This window comes from Paenibacillus sp. FSL H7-0326 (assembly GCF_001955535.1).
In the GTDB taxonomy this organism is placed as follows: domain Bacteria; phylum Bacillota; class Bacilli; order Paenibacillales; family Paenibacillaceae; genus Paenibacillus; species Paenibacillus shunpengii.
Window position 1 is genome coordinate 456,800 of record NZ_MPVN01000003.1, and the last position, 20,500, is coordinate 477,299.

At 46.7% G+C, this 20,500-nt stretch carries 18 protein-coding genes; 14 read left to right on the plus strand and 4 right to left on the minus strand.

What is annotated here, in order from left to right:
* The first annotated feature begins 25 nt into the window (after positions 1 to 25).
* Positions 26 to 610: a TetR/AcrR family transcriptional regulator gene (locus tag BK126_RS18010; RefSeq protein WP_076313918.1), complete on the plus strand. Its 585-nt coding sequence runs from the start codon at positions 26 to 28 to the stop codon at positions 608 to 610.
* 46 nt (positions 611 to 656) lie between these two features.
* Positions 657 to 917 (plus strand): hypothetical protein, encoded by a 261-nt coding sequence (locus BK126_RS18015; protein WP_076313919.1) that lies wholly within the window; start codon positions 657 to 659, stop codon positions 915 to 917.
* A gap of 74 nt (positions 918 to 991) precedes the next feature.
* Here BK126_RS18015 and BK126_RS18020 read toward each other — a convergent pair whose 3' ends face one another.
* A complete protein-coding gene (locus BK126_RS18020; protein WP_076313920.1) occupies positions 992 to 1,966 on the minus strand; it encodes a bile acid:sodium symporter family protein in 975 nt (324 codons plus the stop codon).
* A 295-nt stretch (positions 1,967 to 2,261) separates the two neighbouring features.
* Here BK126_RS18020 and BK126_RS18025 point away from each other — a divergent pair, with 295 nt between their 5' ends.
* The 10 genes from BK126_RS18025 to BK126_RS18070 all read left to right on the plus strand — a co-directional run bounded on the left by BK126_RS18025 (position 2,262) and on the right by BK126_RS18070 (position 13,722).
* Positions 2,262 to 3,218, plus strand: coding sequence for an ABC transporter permease (locus BK126_RS18025; protein WP_076313921.1), 957 nt, complete (start codon positions 2,262 to 2,264; stop codon positions 3,216 to 3,218).
* 26 nt (positions 3,219 to 3,244) lie between these two features.
* Positions 3,245 to 4,126, plus strand: coding sequence for a carbohydrate ABC transporter permease (locus BK126_RS18030; protein WP_076313922.1), 882 nt, complete (start codon positions 3,245 to 3,247; stop codon positions 4,124 to 4,126).
* A gap of 56 nt (positions 4,127 to 4,182) precedes the next feature.
* On the plus strand, positions 4,183 to 5,418 hold the full coding sequence (locus BK126_RS18035; protein ID WP_076313923.1) for an extracellular solute-binding protein: 1,236 nt from the start codon (positions 4,183 to 4,185) through the stop codon (positions 5,416 to 5,418).
* Entirely contained in the window at positions 5,397 to 5,714 is a 318-nt protein-coding gene (locus BK126_RS18040; RefSeq protein ID WP_076313924.1) for a hypothetical protein, read from the plus strand. The genes BK126_RS18035 and BK126_RS18040 overlap by 22 nt, the downstream gene beginning before the upstream one ends.
* A 124-nt stretch (positions 5,715 to 5,838) precedes the next feature.
* Positions 5,839 to 8,118, plus strand: coding sequence for an AraC family transcriptional regulator (locus tag BK126_RS18045; protein ID WP_076313925.1), 2,280 nt, complete (start codon positions 5,839 to 5,841; stop codon positions 8,116 to 8,118).
* Between the two features lie 184 nt (positions 8,119 to 8,302).
* A complete protein-coding gene (locus BK126_RS18050; RefSeq protein ID WP_076313926.1) occupies positions 8,303 to 11,458 on the plus strand; it encodes a discoidin domain-containing protein in 3,156 nt (1,051 codons plus the stop codon).
* A gap of 29 nt (positions 11,459 to 11,487) precedes the next feature.
* Positions 11,488 to 12,468 (plus strand): 3-keto-alpha-glucoside-1,2-lyase-like domain-containing protein, encoded by a 981-nt coding sequence (locus BK126_RS18055; protein WP_076313927.1) that lies wholly within the window; start codon positions 11,488 to 11,490, stop codon positions 12,466 to 12,468.
* A gap of 268 nt (positions 12,469 to 12,736) precedes the next feature.
* On the plus strand, positions 12,737 to 13,045 hold the full coding sequence (locus BK126_RS18060; RefSeq protein WP_076314111.1) for a PadR family transcriptional regulator: 309 nt from the start codon (positions 12,737 to 12,739) through the stop codon (positions 13,043 to 13,045).
* Positions 13,042 to 13,389, plus strand: coding sequence for a DUF1048 domain-containing protein (locus BK126_RS18065; protein WP_076313928.1), 348 nt, complete (start codon positions 13,042 to 13,044; stop codon positions 13,387 to 13,389). Before BK126_RS18060 ends, BK126_RS18065 begins: the two co-directional genes overlap by 4 nt.
* Before the next feature lie 9 nt (positions 13,390 to 13,398).
* The gene (locus BK126_RS18070) at positions 13,399 to 13,722 is read left to right on the plus strand and encodes a DUF1048 domain-containing protein (RefSeq protein ID WP_076313929.1); all 324 of its coding nucleotides are present in this window, start codon (positions 13,399 to 13,401) and stop codon (positions 13,720 to 13,722) included.
* Positions 13,723 to 13,836: 114 nt separating this feature from the next.
* On the opposite strand, the gene BK126_RS18075 is transcribed toward BK126_RS18070, so the two are convergent.
* The gene (locus BK126_RS18075) at positions 13,837 to 14,697 is read right to left on the minus strand and encodes an AraC family transcriptional regulator (RefSeq protein WP_076313930.1); all 861 of its coding nucleotides are present in this window, start codon (positions 14,695 to 14,697) and stop codon (positions 13,837 to 13,839) included.
* A gap of 149 nt (positions 14,698 to 14,846) precedes the next feature.
* Between BK126_RS18075 and BK126_RS18080 the strand changes: the two genes are divergently transcribed.
* Together BK126_RS18080 and BK126_RS18085 are read left to right on the plus strand one after the other, a co-directional pair.
* Positions 14,847 to 16,451 (plus strand): response regulator, encoded by a 1,605-nt coding sequence (locus tag BK126_RS18080; RefSeq protein ID WP_076313931.1) that lies wholly within the window; start codon positions 14,847 to 14,849, stop codon positions 16,449 to 16,451.
* Positions 16,452 to 16,759: 308 nt separating this feature from the next.
* Positions 16,760 to 18,541, plus strand: a complete 1,782-nt coding sequence (locus tag BK126_RS18085) for a cache domain-containing sensor histidine kinase (RefSeq protein ID WP_143757753.1) — start codon at positions 16,760 to 16,762, stop codon at positions 18,539 to 18,541.
* 80 nt (positions 18,542 to 18,621) lie between these two features.
* Here BK126_RS18085 and BK126_RS18090 read toward each other — a convergent pair whose 3' ends face one another.
* Positions 18,622 to 19,512 carry a carbohydrate ABC transporter permease gene (locus tag BK126_RS18090; RefSeq protein WP_076313933.1) on the minus strand — a complete coding sequence of 297 codons (891 nt, stop codon included), beginning with the start codon at positions 19,510 to 19,512 and terminating at the stop codon, positions 18,622 to 18,624.
* A gap of 16 nt (positions 19,513 to 19,528) precedes the next feature.
* Positions 19,529 to 20,419: an ABC transporter permease gene (locus BK126_RS18095; protein ID WP_076313934.1), complete on the minus strand. Its 891-nt coding sequence runs from the start codon at positions 20,417 to 20,419 to the stop codon at positions 19,529 to 19,531.
* Positions 20,420 to 20,500: the final 81 nt, after the last annotated feature.

Genomic DNA, 20,500 nt, shown 5'->3' on the forward strand with positions numbered 1-20,500 from the left:
GATGAAGAGAAGGGAGGCGGGTTTTTTGGCAAGAAATAAGGAGTTTGATACGACGATTGTGCTGCATAAGGCTATGGAAGTATTCGGCCATTATGGATACGCAGGCACATCACTGCAAATTTTACTCGATGGTCTCGGGATAGCCCGGCAAAGTTTATACGACACTTACGGTACGAAACGTGACCTTTTCATTAAAGCAGTTAAGCATTATGTTAATGAGAAATCATCTTCTGTTGTGGCTTATTTGGAGCAGTCAGCAGACGTTAAGGAAGCCATTAACCATATATTTGAGACTATTGTGGAAGCACTAACAGATGAGAAGCGCCGAAATGAATGTTTTATTCTCAATAGTGCAATTGATCAGATTCCACATGACCACGAAATCGCTGAAATCTTCGTACAAGATAAGCTTCTCTTGGAGCAGGCGATTTATGAAGCCTTGATCCGTGGACAAAAACAAGGAGAATTTAATCCAAACGTCGATTTGCGAGAGCTGGCTGCTTATCTATATCACGCTCGGTATGCCTTAACTCAATCTGCTAAAATGACAAAAGACCCTATCGTGATTAAACAGATTGCGAAAATAACGCTGGATATACTTAATAGATGAAATATATGGACGAACGATTCTCGTCGGCGGCAACGACGCCAACAGCGTGCTGACCTCGAAGGAGCTTACGCTTACGGATGATTCGAAGGTTGTATACAACTTTCATCATTATGATCCGCTGTTCTTTACCCATCAGCTTGCTCATTTCAGCGAGGATATTCTGGGGTACAACAAGGTCATTCATTACCCGGGGGAAATGCCTGATGTGCAGCAGTATCTTAACGAACGGCCGAAATACTTACATAAACTGGGTCGCCAAGCCTGGGAGACGAACGACAAGCAGCTGATCAAAGCATTGTTTGGATAATATTTATGCAACTAAGGAGAGCAGTCTACCGATGGGTAGCTGCTCTTTTTTTATTTGAGCTAAATACAATTGCTCTATGTTTGGTTTATAGAGGATTCCCCCGCGATCTTTTTGTTCCTGGAACGGGTTCCGAGCAGGAAGCCAACGATTGAAGCCAAGAGCTGCTGGAATACCATCCCGAGCACAACCGGTACAGCGACCGGAGGAGGAAAGTATGAAACGGCAAGAACTGCACCTGCGCTAATATTACGCATGCCTCCATTAAATAGAAGAGCGACTTCGTCTGCTTCATTCCAACGCAGGATTCGGGCCGTAAGAAAACAAAGGGCGTATCCAGAAGCCGCCATAGTCACAATAACGACAGCAAGCCCAACTAATTGCAGGTTAATGTCAGTCAGGTATGGAGAAATGACAGATCCATTAATCATGATGACAACAGCCATAAAAAGTTTGGAAAATGGATTTAGTCTGGGACTCCACTTGGGAGCCACCTTGCCTTTGCTCCATTCATTAAGCACCATGCCCAGTAGTGATGGTACCACGATCATCCAGAACAGACTGCTCATCATGGCCCAAGTGTCCAGCTCAACGCTAGTTCCGATCAGCAATGATAGAACACCTGGTACGACAAAGGGAGCTAGCAGTGTATCAATTAAAATGATGGATAGCGTAAGCGCCGTATTTCCTTTGTAAATACTGACCCATATAAAACTGCTAATTCCGGTCGGAATAACTGCAGCTAGCACAAGTCCGGTAATTGTATATTCATCGGAGGAGTAGAGTGCATTCCCGAACCCAAGGGCAACCAGCGGCATTGCAATGTGAAGAATAAAGATACAAATGAACAAAGGCAGCGGATTTTTAAGCACATTCAAAAAATCTTTAAATCCAAGGCTGATGCTTCCGGTAAATGTCATAAAAGCAAATAGCCAGGGAGTCAAAGAAGTATAAGAGGAAAGTGCACTTCCGCAAAGCACACCAATCAAGACACTGAGCGGAGTAATCAGCGGCATCATTCGGTTAAGTATACGGTTTACAGTAAGCAGCATGACATAACTTCCTTCTTCAATAAGTTCTTTACATTATACACCTTTTATGGGGATAGACGTTTCCAAATCAAGAAAAGTCATGCTGAATGTAATGTAGCGGTCCGTCTTCTCAAATGACTATCCAGGTATGCTAATGATTATACGGTTTCGGCAAACCCTTGCTGCATCTGGATTTTTTTAACTTCTATCGGAATGACTATATACGGCAACAGGACGATTCACCTACAATTCGGAGGAATAGAAACGGCGCCGTTTCGTATTTGGAAGAGAGAAAGAGGAAGAAAGGAGATGCCATATGAAGAGCGAAGTGATTACCCCACATCCGTCCTCGGTCGGCAAAGCATATCACCGTAACAGGCTGAGGCGGATGGTCCGTAACAAATGGCTGTACATCATGCTGCTGCCTGGACTGATTTACTTCATTATTTTTAAATACATTCCGATGTATGGAGTCTTGCTTGCCTTTCAAAATTACCAGCCTTTTCTCGGATTTTTGAACAGTGAATGGGTGGGCATGAAGCACTTTGACCGTTTTTTTGGGGATCCATTGTTTTGGATGCTGCTTAAGAATACGTTCATTTTGGCAGCGTATAATATTTTCTTCTTTTTCCCGCTGCCGATCATTGTAGCGCTTATGCTGAATGAGCTGCGGATTGAGGTATACAAGCGATTTATCCAGACACTTATCTATATCCCTCATTTCATGTCATGGGTTGTAATCGTTTCCATTGCGTATCTGCTGTTTACGACGGAGGGCGGGGTAGTCAATGAAGCCATTGCTGCGTTTGGGGGAGAGAAGATACAATTTCTCGCCAGCCCGGAATGGTTCCGCGGCTTCGTTACCGCTGAGGTCATCTGGAAGGAGACCGGTTGGGGAACGATCATATTCCTCGCCGCCTTGGCTGGCGTAGACACCCAATTGTATGAAGCAGCGAGGATGGACGGAGCGAACCGTTTACGCCAGCTATGGCACATTACGCTGCCGGCAATCCGATCCACCATTATCGTGCTGCTTATTCTGCGGCTTGGCAATTTTCTTGATACGGGCTTTGAGCAAATATGGCTGATGCTGAATCCGCTGAACCGTGAAGTTGGGGAAGTATTCGATACGTACGTCTATTCAACCGGCATTGCGCAAGGGCAGTACAGCTACAGCACCGCCGTTGGCTTGTTCAAGTCCGTCGTTGGGCTAGCGCTTGTATTTGGAGCCAACTATTTGGCGAAACGGTTTGGAGAGGAAGGTATTTTGTAACCTGGTGAAGAAGGGAGGTGTATTTGATGGTTCGGGACCGCACATGGGGCAGCAAAATGTTTGATACATTGAATGTTGTTCTGCTTGGATTGTTTGCTCTGCTTACCATTATTCCTTTTGTTTATGTCGTAGCGGGCTCATTCGCGACCCAAAGCGAGCTGCTTGAGAAAGGATTTATTCTGTTTCCTACGGAATTTACTTTAAGCGCTTACGAATTTATATTCTCAACCAGCACGCTGGTCAAAAGCCTTGGCGTTACCATATTCATTACCATATTCGGAACCTTAATCAATATCGTTGTTACCTGCCTGATGGCATATCCGCTGGCGCGAAAGGATTTGGACTTTCGCAAGCCGATTCAGCTTATGGTGATTTTCACGATGCTGTTCAGCGGCGGTATGATTCCTACGTTTCTAGTCGTCAAGGAATTAGGCATGATCGATACGTATTGGTCGCTTCTTATTCCTGGAGCGGTTAGCGCATTTAATCTCATTATTATAAGAAGCTTCTTCCAGCAGCTGCCCGAAGGGCTGGAGGAAGCAGCGAAGATAGATGGCGCAAGTGATCCGGGCATTTTGATTCGAATTGTGGTTCCGTTATCGCTGCCTGTAATTGCTACATTCAGCTTATTTTATGCGGTAGGGCATTGGAATACCTTCTTCAGCGCTGTCCTGTACATTAACGATTCAACCATGTGGCCGATTCAGGTTCTGCTAAGGCAAATCGTTATTTTGTCCCAAGGCGGTAATATCGGTGATACGGCCGCGTTCGAGTCAGACTTTGTTCCACCTGAGCAATCGGTGAAGATGGCAGTTATCGTCGTTTCCACCCTGCCAATTCTGCTTGTGTATCCGTTTCTGCAAAAGCATTTTGCCAAGGGAGCCTTTTTAGGCTCTGTGAAGGGCTGATAATGAGAAGAGGAACAACGAATAAATTTGTTTATGAATAGGGAGGTAAACGGCTTATGACAATGGCAAAGAAGCAAAAGCGGATTAAATGGGGGGCTGCCTTCTGTACAACAGTACTTGCTGCAAGCTTACTCGCCGGTTGTGCTGGCGGCGGATCGGCAGGGAATACGGGGCAAGAAGGGACAGGAACGGCAGCCGGTACAGATGGGCAGAAGCCGTTCAAAATGTCTATCATGCTGACGAGCTACAATCCAGAGTTTCTTGATCCGGAAGGCGAAATCTATAAACGGCTGGAGGAGCGCACCAATACGGATTTAACACTTACTTGGGTGCCGTCGACCACTTATCCCGATAAAGTCAGCGCGACGGTTGCATCAGGAGAATTGCCTAGCGCCATCCTGGTATTGAATCAGAAGCTGCCGTACATTTTGAATGCCGTCCGCTCAGGGATGTTCTGGGAGCTAGGGCCTTATCTGAAGGATTATCCAAATTCAAGCCGGATGGATCAGATCGCTCTTGACGGTATAGCCATCGACGGGAAAGTATACGGCATTTACCGGGAGCGCGATCTGGCGAGGGACGGCGTTATGCTACGCAAAGACTGGCTGGAGAAGCTGGGCCTGGAGATGCCGACGACGATTGATCAATTCTATGAGGTGCTGAAGGCCTTTGCAAATGGTGACCCAGACGGAAATGGCAAGGCCGATACAATTGGGCTTGCTGAATCGGCAGAATCAGGCAGCTGGCGTTCGATGCTTGTATGGCACGGAGGTCCGGTCGACTGGGAGATCGTAGATGACAAGGCGATTCCGGCGCATATGACTCCAGCATATAAAGAGACATTGAAATTCTATAAGAAGCTGTACGACGAGAAACTAATCAATCTGGACTTCGCTGTAGTGAAGGATGGCAAGCAGCTGATTAACGCCAGCAAAGCAGGTGCATGGGTTGCCAACTTGAACGATGCGCAAGGTATTGAGGAAAGCGTCAAAAAGATTGTGCCGACCGGCACGATTACGATGACCAATGCACTGGAAGGACCTAAAGGACTTCGCAGCGCAGGCGGCTCGGGTTCTTATGGGCTATTTATGATTCCGAAGACGACGGTGAAAACGGAGGAAGATTTGAAGGCGGTGCTCAACTTCTTCGATAAGGTGTCGGATGAAGATATGCAGAATATGCTGGTGAACGGTCTAGAAGGACGTCAGTATGAGATCGTAAACGATGAATACGTGAAGACGACCGACTCCAAAATGCTTGTAGAAACGGTATGGGCGATTCGTCTCAGCTAGCTGTATTGCGCGATAAGGTTACAACATATGGCGGACCGCTCGTTCATATGCGCAACGAAATGTACAACAAAAACAAGGAGATTGCCGTCAGCAATCCGGTACTCTCTCATATATCCGATACGTACAGCGAAGTGGGCTCTGAGCTGGACAAAATTATTGTAGATGCAAGAGTCAAGTTCATTATGGGCGAGATTACCGAAGCGGATTTTGACGCAGCGGTTGCCAGATGGAGGGAGGAAGGCGGAGACAAAATTATTGAGGAATATACGAAAGCCTATAACGATAGTGCTAAATAGTACGATATAGGAGTGCTGCTGACCCACATTATTATGATAAGATATCAACCAACTATATCGAGCATGTGCTCTAAAGGCGCCTGAATGATGCAGGCACAATAACGTATACCGGGGGTAGTGAACGATGCGCACATCCAGCTATTTATTGAAATTGGTTATTCTCACATCCATGATCGGGATATTTCCAATTCTAACATTGGGATGGTATTCGTATCACTACTCCTCTATGTCGGTGCTGCGGCAAGCGGAGGATAGCAATGCTCAAGTATTACGGCAAAGCCAGCTCCGCGTAGAGCAAGCACTGAAGATGATCGATAATTCCACCACGCAAATATTAAGCATGCCCGCCGTAACCGGCGCATTTCCAACTTCGCTAAGTATCAGCGACCGGGAGCTCATTCTTGAGCTGTACGATGTAATCGCTGCCATTCAATCCTACGAATTGGGCATCAAGGACGTTTATTTGTACAGTCTGGAGAAGGATTGGATCATTACGAATGCCGGCATGAACGAATACAACCCTCCTAGCCTGAAGGAAAAGCTTCACAACTATTCAGACTTTCCGCAAGGCTCAGTCTGGATCAGCGGCAGCTCGGCTCCGCTGCAAGGCCCGGAAGGCACGGTCGATTTGGACAATGCAGTCCTTAGCGTGAAGAAGTGGCCGATCAATGCCGTTAGTCCGCGAGGTCTCATTGCAGTCGTATTATCACCGCAGCAGCTGAATCAGTGGATTGCAAGCGACTCCTTGCCTGGGCGTATCTTCATTATGGATGAAGATCATCGCGTCATCGCCGATTCGGACGATGCCATCATTGGAGCGGATTTGACAGACCAAGCTTATATCCAGAATATAGTACAGGTTTCCGGCTCAGAAGGCGTCATTCAGGAGGAAGTGAACGGCGAGCAGGTTTCGATATCCTTCCGCAAATCCCCTTATAACGGCTGGACCTATTTATCTGTTGTTCCCACCGCTTCAATCACGAGCCAGGCGAGAGCGATTGGCTGGACCTCCATTTTGATTAGTGTATCCCTGCTGGCCGCTACCGTTCTGTTTGCCACGATTGGCTCACGGCGGATGTATAGTCCTGTACGGCGCATTTATCACAAGCTGCTGGACGGGAAGGAAGGGCAGGCGCGGGATGAGTTTCTGGCTATCTCAGAGCGGATCGAGCGGATTCTATCGGATCAGTCCCGTCTTAGATTTGAGATGAAAGGACAGCAGGAACAGCTGGTGGAGCTTCTTGTACGCAAGCTGCTGCTGAATGAGGGCAATGGCCAGGATCTGCGGGAGCGGCTTCACTATTACGGCTATGAGCAAGTGGAGCAATGGAATACAATGCGGGTTATCCAGATCCAGATTGAACGACTGAACAGCGGTCGTTTCTCGGAGAAGGACCTGGAGCTGCTGTTGTTTGCGGTCAGTAATATAGCTGCTGAACTAATGCCGGCAGGTGACCGCCTCCCGCCGATAATTGTGCAGGACGCGGTAGTTGTACTGGCTGGGGCTGGTGCCTTGTCCGATCAGTCGTTCAAGGAAGCTGTATTCGAACGGTCCAGCCAGGTACAGGCGTCAGTCAAGCACTATGTGTATCTGCAGACGAGTATCGGGATCAGCCGACCTTTCGGACAATGGGAAGCAGCGGGAAGAGCATTCGCAGAAAGCGGGCTGGCACTCAAATACCGTGCACGGCTTGGCGAGGAAGCGATTCTGTTCATCGAGGACGTCATGCCGGATAAAAGTAAGGAAGTAATTTATCCGAAAGAGCTAGGAGAAGAATTGCTATCTGCCATCCAATCGGTCGACGAAGAGCGGGCAGGGGCTGCACTTAAGGTTCTGATGGAAGCTCTGGCCAAACAAGACGGTAATCATAATGATTACCAGCTGGCTCTTGCCAGGCTGCTGATGGATGTTGTCCGGTTGTTCCAGGACGCCGGCATATCGTCTCAGCTGTTCAAGTTTGGCGAAAGCTCCCTGCTTGGCGAATTTCAGAAGCTTAATACGGCAGCCGAGACACAGGAATGGTTTCGAAGCCATGTACTTATACCGGGCATTCGTCTGCTGGATGACCGCAGGCAGGCCCAATTTGATACGATCTCTCAAGGCGTTATCCGTCTGATTGAAGAGGCATTTGATACCGATCTTACGCTGGAGAAATGCGCCATGCGGCTTAATTATCATCCCCAATATATAGGGCGCGTCTTCCGCCAGGAGACCGGCATTAACTTTGCAGATTATTTAGCTCAATACCGGCTGAAGATGGCGAAGCATTGGCTGAAGGAAACGGATATGACGATCACAGATATTGCCTACAGGCTCAGCTATAATAATCCCGCAAACTTCATCCGTTACTTCCGCAAGATGGAAGGGATGACGCCGGGCAATTACAGGGATAAGCTGGGTTAATGCGGGGAAATCACTTCCATCGGAGGAAGGCTCCTTTTACAGAGCTGCGGTTCATATAAGGAGTTACTTGCTTGAGAGATAAATTGCCGCCACCATATTCAGGTTGGTGTAGAGGATAGCGTGAATAACGATGTGGAGCATAGGAGGGAACCAAATCTATGGTAAATGGAGGAATCCGGCACACATGAAAATGTACACGACTGGACTACAAGGTGCAAAATTATTCAAAGTGCGCTTATCGAGGCTGATGGCAGCCGTTATGGCCGCAACCGCAGTACTCGGACTATCGCCGACATCATCACCAGGAGGGGGAGTTAGCCATGCAATGGCATCCAGCTCTGCCGAGGTGGAATTGGCAGCCGATTACGCGATACCGGATGGCAAGCTGATCCGTACGGAGCAGTTCAACAATACGAACTATACGCCGCTCCCTGTTCATGTCGTCGATGAACTGAAAGGAATTCGAACTAAAGTCGTGCGGGATTTTGTCAAAATCAATTGGTATTACAACAAGGATGCAAATAATCCGGATTACTTGGCTTATTCCATCAATGATCCGGATAATTTGGCCACGAATCCGGACCTGAAGCATGGCAGGAAGGAAACGTACGATTTCATGGGGCAGTTCTCTGAATCGTTGATGCTGACACTTGGCTATTCGTATGGGGGCGCTTCTAATCCCGGTAAAAATCGGCTCATAGCCGGTGAATCGGAAATGAACTGGTCTGAATTTGATGCGGCAATGAAAACAATCATCATGACCTTAAAGCAAAAAAATCCGAAGCTGGAATATATCGAAGTTGGGAATGAGCCTAATCTCGAGCCGGCCTTTTACGGGCATGAGCTGAACGTCATGGAGCATACCGATGATAAACCCGGCTATATGCGAATGTATCAAGGGATGTCCGAAGCGGTGCTGTGGGTGAACGAGCAGCTTGGGCTCGATGATACATTCCAGGAAGGGCAGGGAAAGCGGATTAAGGTTGGCGGTCCCGTGCTTTCTGGCTATGATTTTGCGAAGCAAAAGGAATTTGTCGATATCGCCTACCGGGAAGGCTATCATGTCGATTTTGTCTCCTGGCACCGCTACCGGACACAAACGTCGGAGAATGAAACGCAAGAGCTGGAGATGAAACGGTATTTACGGCAGTATTATCCGGAAGCTATTACTGTCGTCAGCGAATACGGCTGGAAAGGGGGAGGGGGATTAAGCGATTCTACTAACAATATTGCCTTAGCCAAGCAAGCGGCTTTCATGACGGATTCGGCGTATTACTACGAGAAGGGCGGCACCGATATACCGATGAACTGGGTGGCAGTCCATACGCTGAATGCTTATTTCAAAAACCAGTTTGATGTGGATTACGCCTTAAGCAGCGGGAATACCGAAGCGTATCAAAGCTTTGATTCCGGCTACGAGGGGCCGGTGCGATATATGAATTTGCGCGGCTGGCGCGAATCGGCAACAACAGGGGAAATGACAATCAAAGAGCTGCGCCTCTATGATCGCGATGGTAATCCGGTTACCATTCCAAACGCAGCTGGCGATCCATCGGTAGCTTCCGTCATCGATAATGACCCCTCCACTTTCTTCAGGCAGGCCGATTATTGGTCGTGGCTGAAGCTTGATTTAGGCGCACTGAACGAGGTCGCCCGTATTGATATATTATGGGGAAATCCGGACATCAATAAGTTTCAGCTTGTCGGCACGCCGGATAAGCTGCGCTATTACGAGCTTCTTGGTCATACGTACATGACGCCCTACTTCAACACGATGCGAATGTTCGCCCGGCTCGGAGACGACAAGGTTCATACGGAGGGAGGACATATAGGCAATACCGGCGTAAGACTGCTGGCGACCCGGAACAGCGATTCTAAAGTTTCGATGCTGGTATGGAACCATCAGCTGGATGGAACGGTCAGCCAGGATGTTAGCATTGCGGTGCGCAATCTTCCGGCCGGTTTCGAAGGGAAAGCGATCAGGTACAGAAAATATATTGTAGATGCGACTAGCAGCAATTATGCCTACAACAAGCAGGATGAGCTGGAGCTTGCCGAGCAAGGCTCGATGAATGTGACTGGGAATGAGGTACTCACTCAGACTTTAAGCCCAAATGCCGTCATGCTCATTGAACTGGAGGCTGTTGACTCCAGCATAAGCAATATCGTATCTGCAGGTAAAGAGGTAAAGCTGGCGGAAGGCAGCCTAAAGAATCTGCAGGCACTTGTAGACGGTGATTCTATATCAGCTGCGGCGGCGGAGAGCAGCGATTACCCGCAAAGCGTCGTGATTGACTTAGGGAAGGAATATCATTTGTCCGGGGCGGAGGTGGAATGGACTGATTCGTCCTCCCGCGGCTTTCAGTATACAATTCAAACGAGCAGAGACGGCCAATTCTACTCCACCGCCGCTGAAGTTGAATACGAATTAGGCAGGTCGCTAAACGGGTTTGAGAATAACCCGAGAGCCCGTTACGTCAAGCTGAATGTTACCGGTTCCACGGCGAGCGGTGCATTATCCATTAATGGGATCAACGTTTATGCGGATGCTCTGTATAAGAACAGCTTTGAGACGGCAGAAGAACAGGCTGAGGTTGAGGAATGGAATAAGAAAGGGAATAGCAAAAAGCAAGCGAGATGGCTAACTGTAACGGATTCCGTATACGGTGATACTTATGTGATGTCAGAAGGCGCATCCGTTAGTGAAACGCCTGTGGTTGCCATTTTTACTGACGCTCAAATGAAGGATACGCGCGACCTTGGCATGGAAGCCCGGCTGAAGTTAGCTGCTTCTCTTGAAGGTAGCAGTGCAGAGATGGGGCTGCTTGTGAGGACGGCTAATGGCGGCAAACACTATTTCTTTTACTTGGAGCATTCCACTTCAGGTACCCGTGTTGTTCTGAACAGGCATCATTCAAACGGCAATAATGAAGAAGAGCTGGGCAGTGCGGAACTGCCGGAGTCCTTTGATCCTATGGAGTGGCACACCCTTAAGCTTGAGGCAGTGGGTGATCGTCTGACCGGTTATGTAGACGGCTCGAAGCTAATCGAATATACGGATACAACTGATCAGAAGCTTGCCTCAGGGAAAGCAGGGCTGCGCAGTAATCTGGCATCGGTTCAATTTGACGAAATAAAGGTGTATCCGATTATGCCGCTGCTTGGCGATATACAGGTTAACGGCCAAAGCATTGAAGGATTTAGCCCATACATCAGCCGCTATTCGCTGAAGCTGCCCGTTGCTCAATCCGATACTGCAACGGTAACCGCCTCGGTTTATGACGGAGCGCACGCCAGGGTACATCCATCGGAGGAAGCTTCTGTTCCACTCGGTGTGTAGGTGAGGAACAACAGTATACGGTATCCGCTATGTCTGCGGATGACAACGGAGCAACCTACTATACGCTGGCTATGGCCAAGGCAAGCGAAGACGCTACGCTGAGCAGTCTGAAGCTGTCCGTTATCCCGGACAGCGGACCTTATAACCCGGGAGCACTTGCCGACAGTGATATTATACTCATTCCGGGTATTTACGAGTATACGGTCAAGGTGCCGTCACGGACGACGTATGTGGCCGTAACCGAAGCAGTACCGACAGCAAGCAATGTCGCAACAGCGCAAATTACGGATGCGGTGCTGACAGAGGGAAGCGGGACAGCATCTGTCAAGGTGACGGCTGAAGCAGGCAATGTTCAGACCTATACTGTTCACTTAGAGGCGAATCCGGATGCAGCGCACGGAGCAGTGCTGTATGAAGAAGACTTCGAGAACGGTATTTATAATCAAGATCCATCAAGCGGCTGGAAGCTAGGCACGGCAATCGATACGGCGAACCTCCGTGTCGTCAACGACGGCGGTGGAAAGGTGCTGGAGAAATATACGAATCCTAACATGGCATTTACCGTTGGCTCCGGTGCATGGACGAACTATGAGGTGAGAGCAAGGTTGAAGGCTGTGGCTAGCCCTGCTCTACCGGGTATTAACGCACGTGCCTCCGCAGACGGCCGAAACTTTTATATGCTCCGGATTCATGATGGAGAGAACGGGCTGGCAGGCGGCAGCAAAGGGTATATCTCGTTAGGTCGGTCTGTAGACGGTGCGTTGAAGGAATACACGGTGAAAATGCCATATCCATACGTCGTTGGCAAATGGTATCAGCTTCGCCTCGTCGTAAATGGAAGCCGGTTGATGGGGTATGTCGACGATAAACTTGTATTTGACGTTACAGACAATGGAAGCCTGTTCCCGGGCCAGCCGCCGGCGCTTTCGCAAGGTAAGGCAGGCATTCGGTCGGCAAATCAGGCGACCCGGTTTGATGATTTTGCGGTTTACGAGCCGGAGAATAATTAACGAAACAAAATGGGTCGGCACTGTCCATGAGGGATTACCGGTTGCGAGTGAGCTTCAGCCGGTAATCCCATTTTATATGTGATCATTAAATGCGCTTTCTTAAAATACTGCAAGGATTTGTTTATGCGGTTTGTCGTTATCCGCTGTATGATTGCCATCCTGTTTGACAAACTGGCTACTACGTGTTACTTTATAGTAGTAGTAAGTATTACTTCATACAAGTCATACAGAATAGTGAAGGTGAGTGTGCTTGGAAAACCTAACTGAAATGCTCAAAGGCGTGCTTGAGGGCTGTGTCCTTGAAATTATAAGCCGCAAAGAAACCTATGGATACGAAATCACACGGAAGCTGAACGCGCTCGGCTTCACCGATGTTGTGGAGGGAACGGTATACACCATCCTGATCCGACTTGAAAAGAACAAATTAGTGGAGATTACGAAGAAGCCTTCTGACATCGGACCCCCGCGAAAATTTTACGCAATCAACGATGCGGGGCGTAAGGAATTACAGAAGTTCTGGGTTAAATGGGAGTTTGTATCCTCAAAAATGAATGAGCTAAAGGAGAAGATAGAATGAATTTTTGGGAGCAAATTACAGGCAGCGATATGACGAAAGAAATGAAAGCTTTTGATTCACGAGTAAAGAAGCTGCCGTCTGACTATCAAGCCGCATGGGAAGAGATTGATACCCATCTCTGGCCACACTCCGATTTCACGGGCCGTAACCTTATGCCCATTCTTGATGGTGTGCTTGGCCTGTTCGAAGAAACAGCGGCAGAGGGTCAGAGTGTCCAAGAGGTGCTTGGTGGAGATATAAAAGGCTTTTGTTCAGCACTGGCCGGCGAAGAAGGGGCAAAGTCTTATCGAGATAAGTGGCGCGATCAGCTCAATAATAATATTGCCAAAAAATTAGGTAAATAGGAGGGTAAAATGCGAATACAAGATATCATCGAAGGCAAAAAGGAATGGCGAGCCCACGTTGCACGTGTCAAAGCGCTCCCGCAGGATTATCAGATCGTCTACAAAGAAATTCAAAGGTATCTCTTTAAGGTGGGTCCTGTAGAATTGACCGAAGGAACAGGTTTGCTCTCGGGGATTGTCGATCTTTTTGAAGAGGGTGCGGCCGCGGGAAAAGGTGTGCTCGAAGTAACGGGCCGTGACGTAGCGGCTTTCTGTGATGATCTGATCAAGGATTCAAAAACCTATGCTGATATCTATCAGGAGTCTAACATTACAAAGCATGTGCAAGATTGAATTAAACATAAAGATCTAATACCTTGCTTAGTGGATTGGACTGCAATGTCGCCCCCTTAGATTTAATCGGAAAACATTTGGTTTCTCCGGCTAAATCTAAAGGGGATCGAGGTCTCACGTTAATTCCCTTTGTCTGAATTGTTTGGGAGATATTCCATAAGTGCTGCGAAATCTTCTTGTGAAATAATTACTGTCGTTGAAACCGGATTGATATGATACTTGAGTTATAGGCAGCTGGGTTAGCCTTAGAAGATTGCAGGCTCGTTCTAATCGCAAACGTTGAAGGTATGCGATGGGTGAAGTCTGATAGTGAGATTTAAAAATTCTGTTGAGATGTCTTGGAGAAATATTAGAATGGAGCGCTATATCTTCTAAAGAAATCTGATCCAGATAATGATCCTCAATATAGGATAATGCTGTCGCCAGATGCCTTATATGCTCTTGTGTGGATTTTCGAGTTGATTCACGTTGTCTTGATAGATAAGTAACAAGTTCAGTGAATTTTGAAGTTAGCATGGTCTTATAACCCGGCTGTCTTATTTGATACTCATTTATCATGCCGTCAATGAAGGCTTCTATATACTCCAGATCGGTTAGAGACATATATAAATGATTCTTGGTCTTATTACGATAAAGTGGTTCCAACACGAACAATTCATGATATCCATTGAAAGAGATGAGATCAGCTCCAATATGCTGTAACATCTCGGGCTGATACATAATATTGCATATTCTAAAATCACAAGGATCTAGATAAGCGTGGGCCGTTTCGCCATTGATTACAAAAGCATGTCCCTTCTTAATAAACGAAATTTCGTCATTAACAATATGGGTTGCATGACCATTCAGTACGATAACAAGTTCTGAGAAATCTGTATGATAGTGCAGAGGAAAATCTTCGGTATGACCACCGTATTGAATGAAAAATGGAAATTCTTTATCATCCGTAAACCATCTTAATCGAACCTTCTTCATGAGTGTCACCATTCACCTTAGATTATTGTTTATATCATGCGATAATTGTTTCCATAATTCAAGTATACGATGAAGAAGCTAATTAGGGCAGGAAATCGGTGTCATCTATCGAATTAATAGAACAATTTAGGAAAAATTGAGGGGTATCGATGTATAAATTGATGATTGTGGATGATGAGATGCTGATGCGAATCGGAATCCGTTCCTCGTTAATGTGGGAAGAGCATGGATTCCGCATTGTGGGAGAAGCCGGGAACGGCAAGGAAGCTCTAGAAATTGCGCTTAGAAGTACCCCTGATTTAATCATTACGGATATCAAAATGCCACTTATGGATGGCCTGGAGCTGATACGGGAAATATCGAAGGCACTACCGTCCTGCCGATATGTCATTCTTAGTAATTTTGATGAGATCGCCTATGTTAAGGAAGCGCTTAGGCTGGGAGCCTTGGACTATTTAATCAAGAGCGAAATCTCGCCGGCATCACTTACAGACCTGCTGACTAGAATTCGTGGAAAAATGTTGTCCGAGATGGGCAGCCAGGACAGCTTGTTTGCTGCGCCGTTTCATTATACGCAGAGCTTGACGCATCTGAAGGAAAACTTCTTTAAGGATTTAATAAGCGGTCTTCCAGTTGGGGAAGAGGCTGCCTTCAAGGCCGAGCAGCTTCAGGTACGCTTGAATCCACATCAGCTGGTGCTCATCAAATTCAAGATGGATCAATTCGAAGAAGTGAAGAAGAAATACAAGGAGAAGGATGAGAAGCTGCTTCGTTTCTCGATCTTGAATGTCATTAAAGAGGTGACTCCGACTAGAGAGAACTGCGAAATTGTTGTGGAGAGCTCTTCCGAGTACCTGGTCGTCAGAAATGCAACCCAAGTGGAGGAAGGGGCTTGGCGGAAGGAGATCGAGAAGTTGTGCGGTAAGATTCTCAGTACCATGAAGGACTTCATGAATCTAACCTTTTCTGTCGGAGTGAGCACGATTGTTCCGGATCTGTTATCTCTGAAGAGGGCTTATCGAGAGGCAGATGCTGCATGGCGGCATCGTTTCTTTACAGGCGGCAGCAGCATTCATTTCTTCGAAGATATGACATTCACAACCGATTGTGCAGGCGTTCAATATACATTGAGCAGAGATCGTGAGAATAAGCTGCGACTCCTTCTTGATCGTCATAATGCGGAGTGGATGAGTAACTTCTTGGATGAATTTCGTATAGAACTAGAGGAAGCGTGGGCTGACGAGCAAGCTATCCGCAAGGCCTACGTTCTGCTCTTGGAGATCTTCAATACCCAATTTTCCCAAGCCTCCAGGGCGCTTCTGTTATCCGAAAGAAAGTCTCCTTACGAGTCGGTCTCAGCTGCCGAGACATGGTATGAACTGCACCGGATTGTACAGGATTATGTGCTGGAATGTTTACAGACCAAAAGCCGTACTATGCAGCAGCTTACCTATGCAGACATCGCCGTCGATATCATTCACCAGTACTACGCGGAAGATATCACACTCCAGAGCGTAGCCAGCCAGATTAATGTGAATCCATCCTACTTGAGCCGAGTATTCAAACAAGAGAAGAATGAGAATTTTGTCTCGTATTTAACTCGTATCCGCATCGAGAAGGCGAAGTCATATTTAGAGAATCGAAGATTGCGCGTATACGAGGTTGCGGATAAGGTCGGATATCACAATTACACGTATTTCAGCAAAATTTTCAAGAAAATCGTCGGTGTAAGTCCTGAAGAATACAGAGGTTAGTATATTCGTAATTTTTGAAAGCGGTTGCGAGATTACAGGCGAACCGTTATATGATCCTAATCGACACGCCCGCGTGCAGCAGCTCTTGTGGCTGCCTGACGGTACACCTTATTTTTGAGAGCCGGGCTGGACACTTGAAACGGCAGGCCACACAGCAAAAGCGGAGATTACGGTTCGTGGAAAGAATAACTCAGACTAATGAACAGGAGGAGTAGGGCTGTGAACCATGCTGTAGATGGCTTACAGCCCTATATTTATAAATAGGATGAATCATTGTATAGCTCACTGTAATCACTGAATAGAGGTGCATGATGTGGAAGCGTGCTTCACTTTTTCGAATCAAGAACAAGATCATGGTTATTTGTTTGACCGTAATTATACTTCCGGTACTTGTGATGACCATCAATTCGTATTATTCCTCCGAGCGGTTATTGGTCCAGAACTACACGAAGCTGATGAACGATCTAGCCAAACAGACGAATATTCGCATTGACGAGTTCCTTAAAGAGATTGAGAAAATTTCGTTACTGGCCAGCAACGGACTCAGCAGCAGTGTATCTGCAACTCATGAAGGAAGCTTTCCAATCCAAGATTACCTAAGAGATGGCGGCAAACAGAACAAGAATGCGGCCTACAATATTTTGATGAACTACATCATGATGAAGGACCGCGTATTTTCCATTTATCTCTACAATCTGAACGGAGGAGATGATCTGTTTGTCAGCCCCAACCAACCCATCGACACAAGCTACAATGTGGAAAGCGAATTGTGGTTCAAAAAATTCATGCATTCGAATGATCGCATCATCACGCTGACGACAAGGATCGACAATCAACTGAAAAATAAAATATTGGCAGTATCACATGCTCGAAAAATTTATGATGTGGCCACGGGGAAGCTGCTAGGGGTGATTGTTGTCAGCATCGATATTAAGTTTGTTGAGATCGTGAATCGTAACTTGCAGGAAGGGCTTCGATCGAGGTTTATGATCGTCGATGAGGATGAGAAAATCGTATATAACGTTAACGACCAGCTCATCGGCACGTTATTTCGGGACAACGTAAGACCTGACGAATCCTTAAACGTCGTTGCGATTAATCCGCTAAGTCAGCAGAAATGGACAACCTATTTGTATATGCCTATGGAAGAGCTGACTGCGGATGGCGCGATATTAGGAAGCAATCTTGTGACACTGGCAATGGTCATGTCGGTTTTTGCGGCCATTATTTCCATCTTCTTATCCCATGTCATTACACGTCCTATTAAGAAGCTCATACGGAATATCGGTTTGGTTGAAAAAGGGCATTTCGAACAGGTAGAGCATATTCGCTCTCGGGATGAAATAGGTTACTTGTCTATTCGATTCAATAAGATGTCGTATGAATTAAAAAGGCTGGTTGAGAGAGTGCAGCAGGAAGAAATCGACAAAGCAGCAGCGGAGATGCGTGCACTGCATGCCCAGATCAATCCCCATTTTCTGTATAATACACTCGGATCGGTTAAATGGATTGCGTCCATGCAAAGAGCTGATAAGATTGTGGAAATGACAGAGGCACTGATCTCCATGCTCCGCTATGCAACAAGGTCCGATGGAACCTTGGTATCAATTCGCGAGGAGTTAGATCATATATCAAATTACATTACCATTCAGAATGTCAGGTACTACGATTCTATCCAGATGAAATATGAGATTGAGGATAATATGCTCGATTATTATATGCCAAAAATGATTCTGCAGCCGATCATTGAAAATGCGATTTTTCATGGTTTTGCCGAACTTGAAGAAGGGGGAATCATTACGATCCAAATTCAATTCCAAGGAGATGACATTGCTATCAAAGTTTACGACAATGGAGCCGGTATGGACCAGGAAACGATCCAAGACTTATTGGAGATGAGCAGTGCGGGTGCAGATGATGGAGTCAAGGGGATCGGGGTACAAAATGTGCAGCGGAGGATACAGCTTCATTTTGGTCCATCATATGGATTGCAGGCTGCAAGCATACTGGGGGAAGGTACAGTATTTACCATTCTGCTGCCTGCTATTTCGAATCAACCAGAGGCGGTAAAACGTGCAGTTAGTCAATAGTCGCTACCTAATCCATTGGTTTGAAAGAGGCTCACCATTAATAATAAAAGGCTTGCAGTATTTGGCTGCAAGCCTTTTATTTACCCTTTGACGCTGCCGAGCACTAAGCCCTTGGTAAAATACTTCTGCAAGAACGGATATATGATCAGAATCGGAATGGCGCCTAGAAACATTTGTGCTGCTCGCCCGGTCCTGGCGTTCATCATAGACAGCAGCTGCGTATAATCGGTTCCCGATTTCAGCATGATTTGCTCAAAGCTGAGCAAAAGGGTCTGAAGATAGCTTTGCAGCGGATAATTGGCAGGATTGTTCATATAGATGATCCCATCGAACCACGAATTCCAATGTCCAACGATACTAAATAAGCCGACTGTTGCGAGAGCAGGCTTCAAGAGAGGGAGAAGAATACGGACTAGCACCTGGAGAGGACCTGCTCCGTCAATGATTGCCGATTCTTCGATTTCCTCTGGCAGCCCCCTAATGAAATTCATGAGGATAAGCATGCTGAATACAGGAAGGGCACCAGGTAGGATCAGCGACCAGATGGAGTCGATCAGTCCCATTTTAACGACGACGAGGTAGGTTGGAATTAACCCTCCATTAAAAAGCATGGTCACGATGAAAAAAGTCATATACACATTGCGGCCCATCAGCTTATGTTTTGATTTGGCGAGCGGGTAAGCGGTGAGCATCATTAACACGAGATTTACTGTTGTTCCGAGCACGACCCGTTTTATGGCTACCCAGAGGGAACTATAGAACTCCCCCCCTGTCAATGCAAATTCATAAGCCTTGGTCGTAAAATCGATAGGCCAGAACGAAACACTGCCGGCGGACACAGCCGCACTGCTGCTGAATGAAACGGCCAGCAGATTGATAAAGGGGAGGATACAGAGCAGAGAGATTACAATCAAAATCATATAGTTAAAGATATGAAATAAGCGTCTTCCCATGCTTTTGTCTTCAATCATAATGGCAGTGCCTCCCTTAGAAGATACGATAGCCCGCTACCTTGTAGGCAAGGAAATACGACAAGGCAACCAGCACGCTGGAGATGACGGACTTGAATAATCCGATGGCTGTACCGATGGAATATTGTGCCTGCTGAATTCCAAGACGGTAAACATAAGTGTCGATAATATCGCCGGTCTGATAGACGACAGGGGAGTACAGGTTATAAATTTGGTCGAAGCCAGCGTTGAGTACATTTCCTAGCGAGAGTACAGTCATCAAAACAATCGTCGGCATAAGGAGAGGGAGAGTAATGTAGATTGTTTGCTTCCACCTTTTGGCCCCGTCAATGACGGCTGCCTCGTAAATTCCCGGATCGATACTGGTAAGGGCTGCTAAGTAAACAACGGTGCCAAAGCCAAATCCTTTCCAAATATCGCTTAAAATCATTGTCCATGGAAAGAGGGATGGTTCGCCAAGGAAGGAGATCGGCTCCATCCCGAGTACACCCAGAAAAGTGTTAACGATGCCATCAGAGCTAAGTATGTCAAGCATAATACCTGCCATAATTACCCAGGACAAGAAATTTGGAATATACACAAGTGTCTGAAAAGTACGTTTAATGGCATTGTGAGCAACTTCGTTCAGGAGCAGGGCAAAAATGACGGGTACAACGATGCCGCCAATAATTTTAAAGGCGGACATATACAGCGTATTCCAGATCGTCCTCACAAAGTTAGGCTGACTAAACACGTGAGCAAAATTGTCCCACCCGACCCAAGGCGAGTTAAAGCCAAGGCCAGGATTGTACTTTTGAAATGCAATGATGAGTCCGTAAAAAGGGATATAACTAAAGATGAACACTAAGATAATGCTTGGTAACAACATCAGATGATAGGTGCTCTGCTGTCTTAATTTTCTGAACATTCCTGATCCTCCGTTCTTGAGGTAATAAGGATGTATAAAATAAAGGAGAGGAGAACGTACGCATCCTCTCCTGGCATAAAG

Bases quoted from the DNA above. Each gene is read 5' to 3' on its own strand.
- BK126_RS18020 (WP_076313920.1), bottom strand. From the start codon at position 1,966: ATGCTGCTTACTGTAAACCGTATACTTAACCGAATGATGCCGCTGATT.
- BK126_RS18025 (WP_076313921.1), top strand. From the start codon at position 2,262: ATGAAGAGCGAAGTGATTACCCCACATCCGTCCTCGGTCGGCAAAGCA.
- BK126_RS18030 (WP_076313922.1), top strand. From the start codon at position 3,245: ATGGTTCGGGACCGCACATGGGGCAGCAAAATGTTTGATACATTGAAT.
- BK126_RS18035 (WP_076313923.1), top strand. From the start codon at position 4,183: ATGACAATGGCAAAGAAGCAAAAGCGGATTAAATGGGGGGCTGCCTTC.
- BK126_RS18040 (WP_076313924.1), top strand. From the start codon at position 5,397: ATGGGCGATTCGTCTCAGCTAGCTGTATTGCGCGATAAGGTTACAACA.
- BK126_RS18045 (WP_076313925.1), top strand. From the start codon at position 5,839: ATGCGCACATCCAGCTATTTATTGAAATTGGTTATTCTCACATCCATG.
- BK126_RS18050 (WP_076313926.1), top strand. From the start codon at position 8,303: ATGAAAATGTACACGACTGGACTACAAGGTGCAAAATTATTCAAAGTG.
- BK126_RS18055 (WP_076313927.1), top strand. From the start codon at position 11,488: ATGTCTGCGGATGACAACGGAGCAACCTACTATACGCTGGCTATGGCC.
- BK126_RS18060 (WP_076314111.1), top strand. From the start codon at position 12,737: ATGCTCAAAGGCGTGCTTGAGGGCTGTGTCCTTGAAATTATAAGCCGC.
- BK126_RS18065 (WP_076313928.1), top strand. From the start codon at position 13,042: ATGAATTTTTGGGAGCAAATTACAGGCAGCGATATGACGAAAGAAATG.
- BK126_RS18070 (WP_076313929.1), top strand. From the start codon at position 13,399: ATGCGAATACAAGATATCATCGAAGGCAAAAAGGAATGGCGAGCCCAC.
- BK126_RS18075 (WP_076313930.1), bottom strand. From the start codon at position 14,697: ATGAAGAAGGTTCGATTAAGATGGTTTACGGATGATAAAGAATTTCCA.
- BK126_RS18080 (WP_076313931.1), top strand. From the start codon at position 14,847: ATGTATAAATTGATGATTGTGGATGATGAGATGCTGATGCGAATCGGA.
- BK126_RS18085 (WP_143757753.1), top strand. From the start codon at position 16,760: ATGATGTGGAAGCGTGCTTCACTTTTTCGAATCAAGAACAAGATCATG.
- BK126_RS18090 (WP_076313933.1), bottom strand. From the start codon at position 19,512: ATGATTGAAGACAAAAGCATGGGAAGACGCTTATTTCATATCTTTAAC.
- BK126_RS18095 (WP_076313934.1), bottom strand. From the start codon at position 20,419: ATGTTCAGAAAATTAAGACAGCAGAGCACCTATCATCTGATGTTGTTA.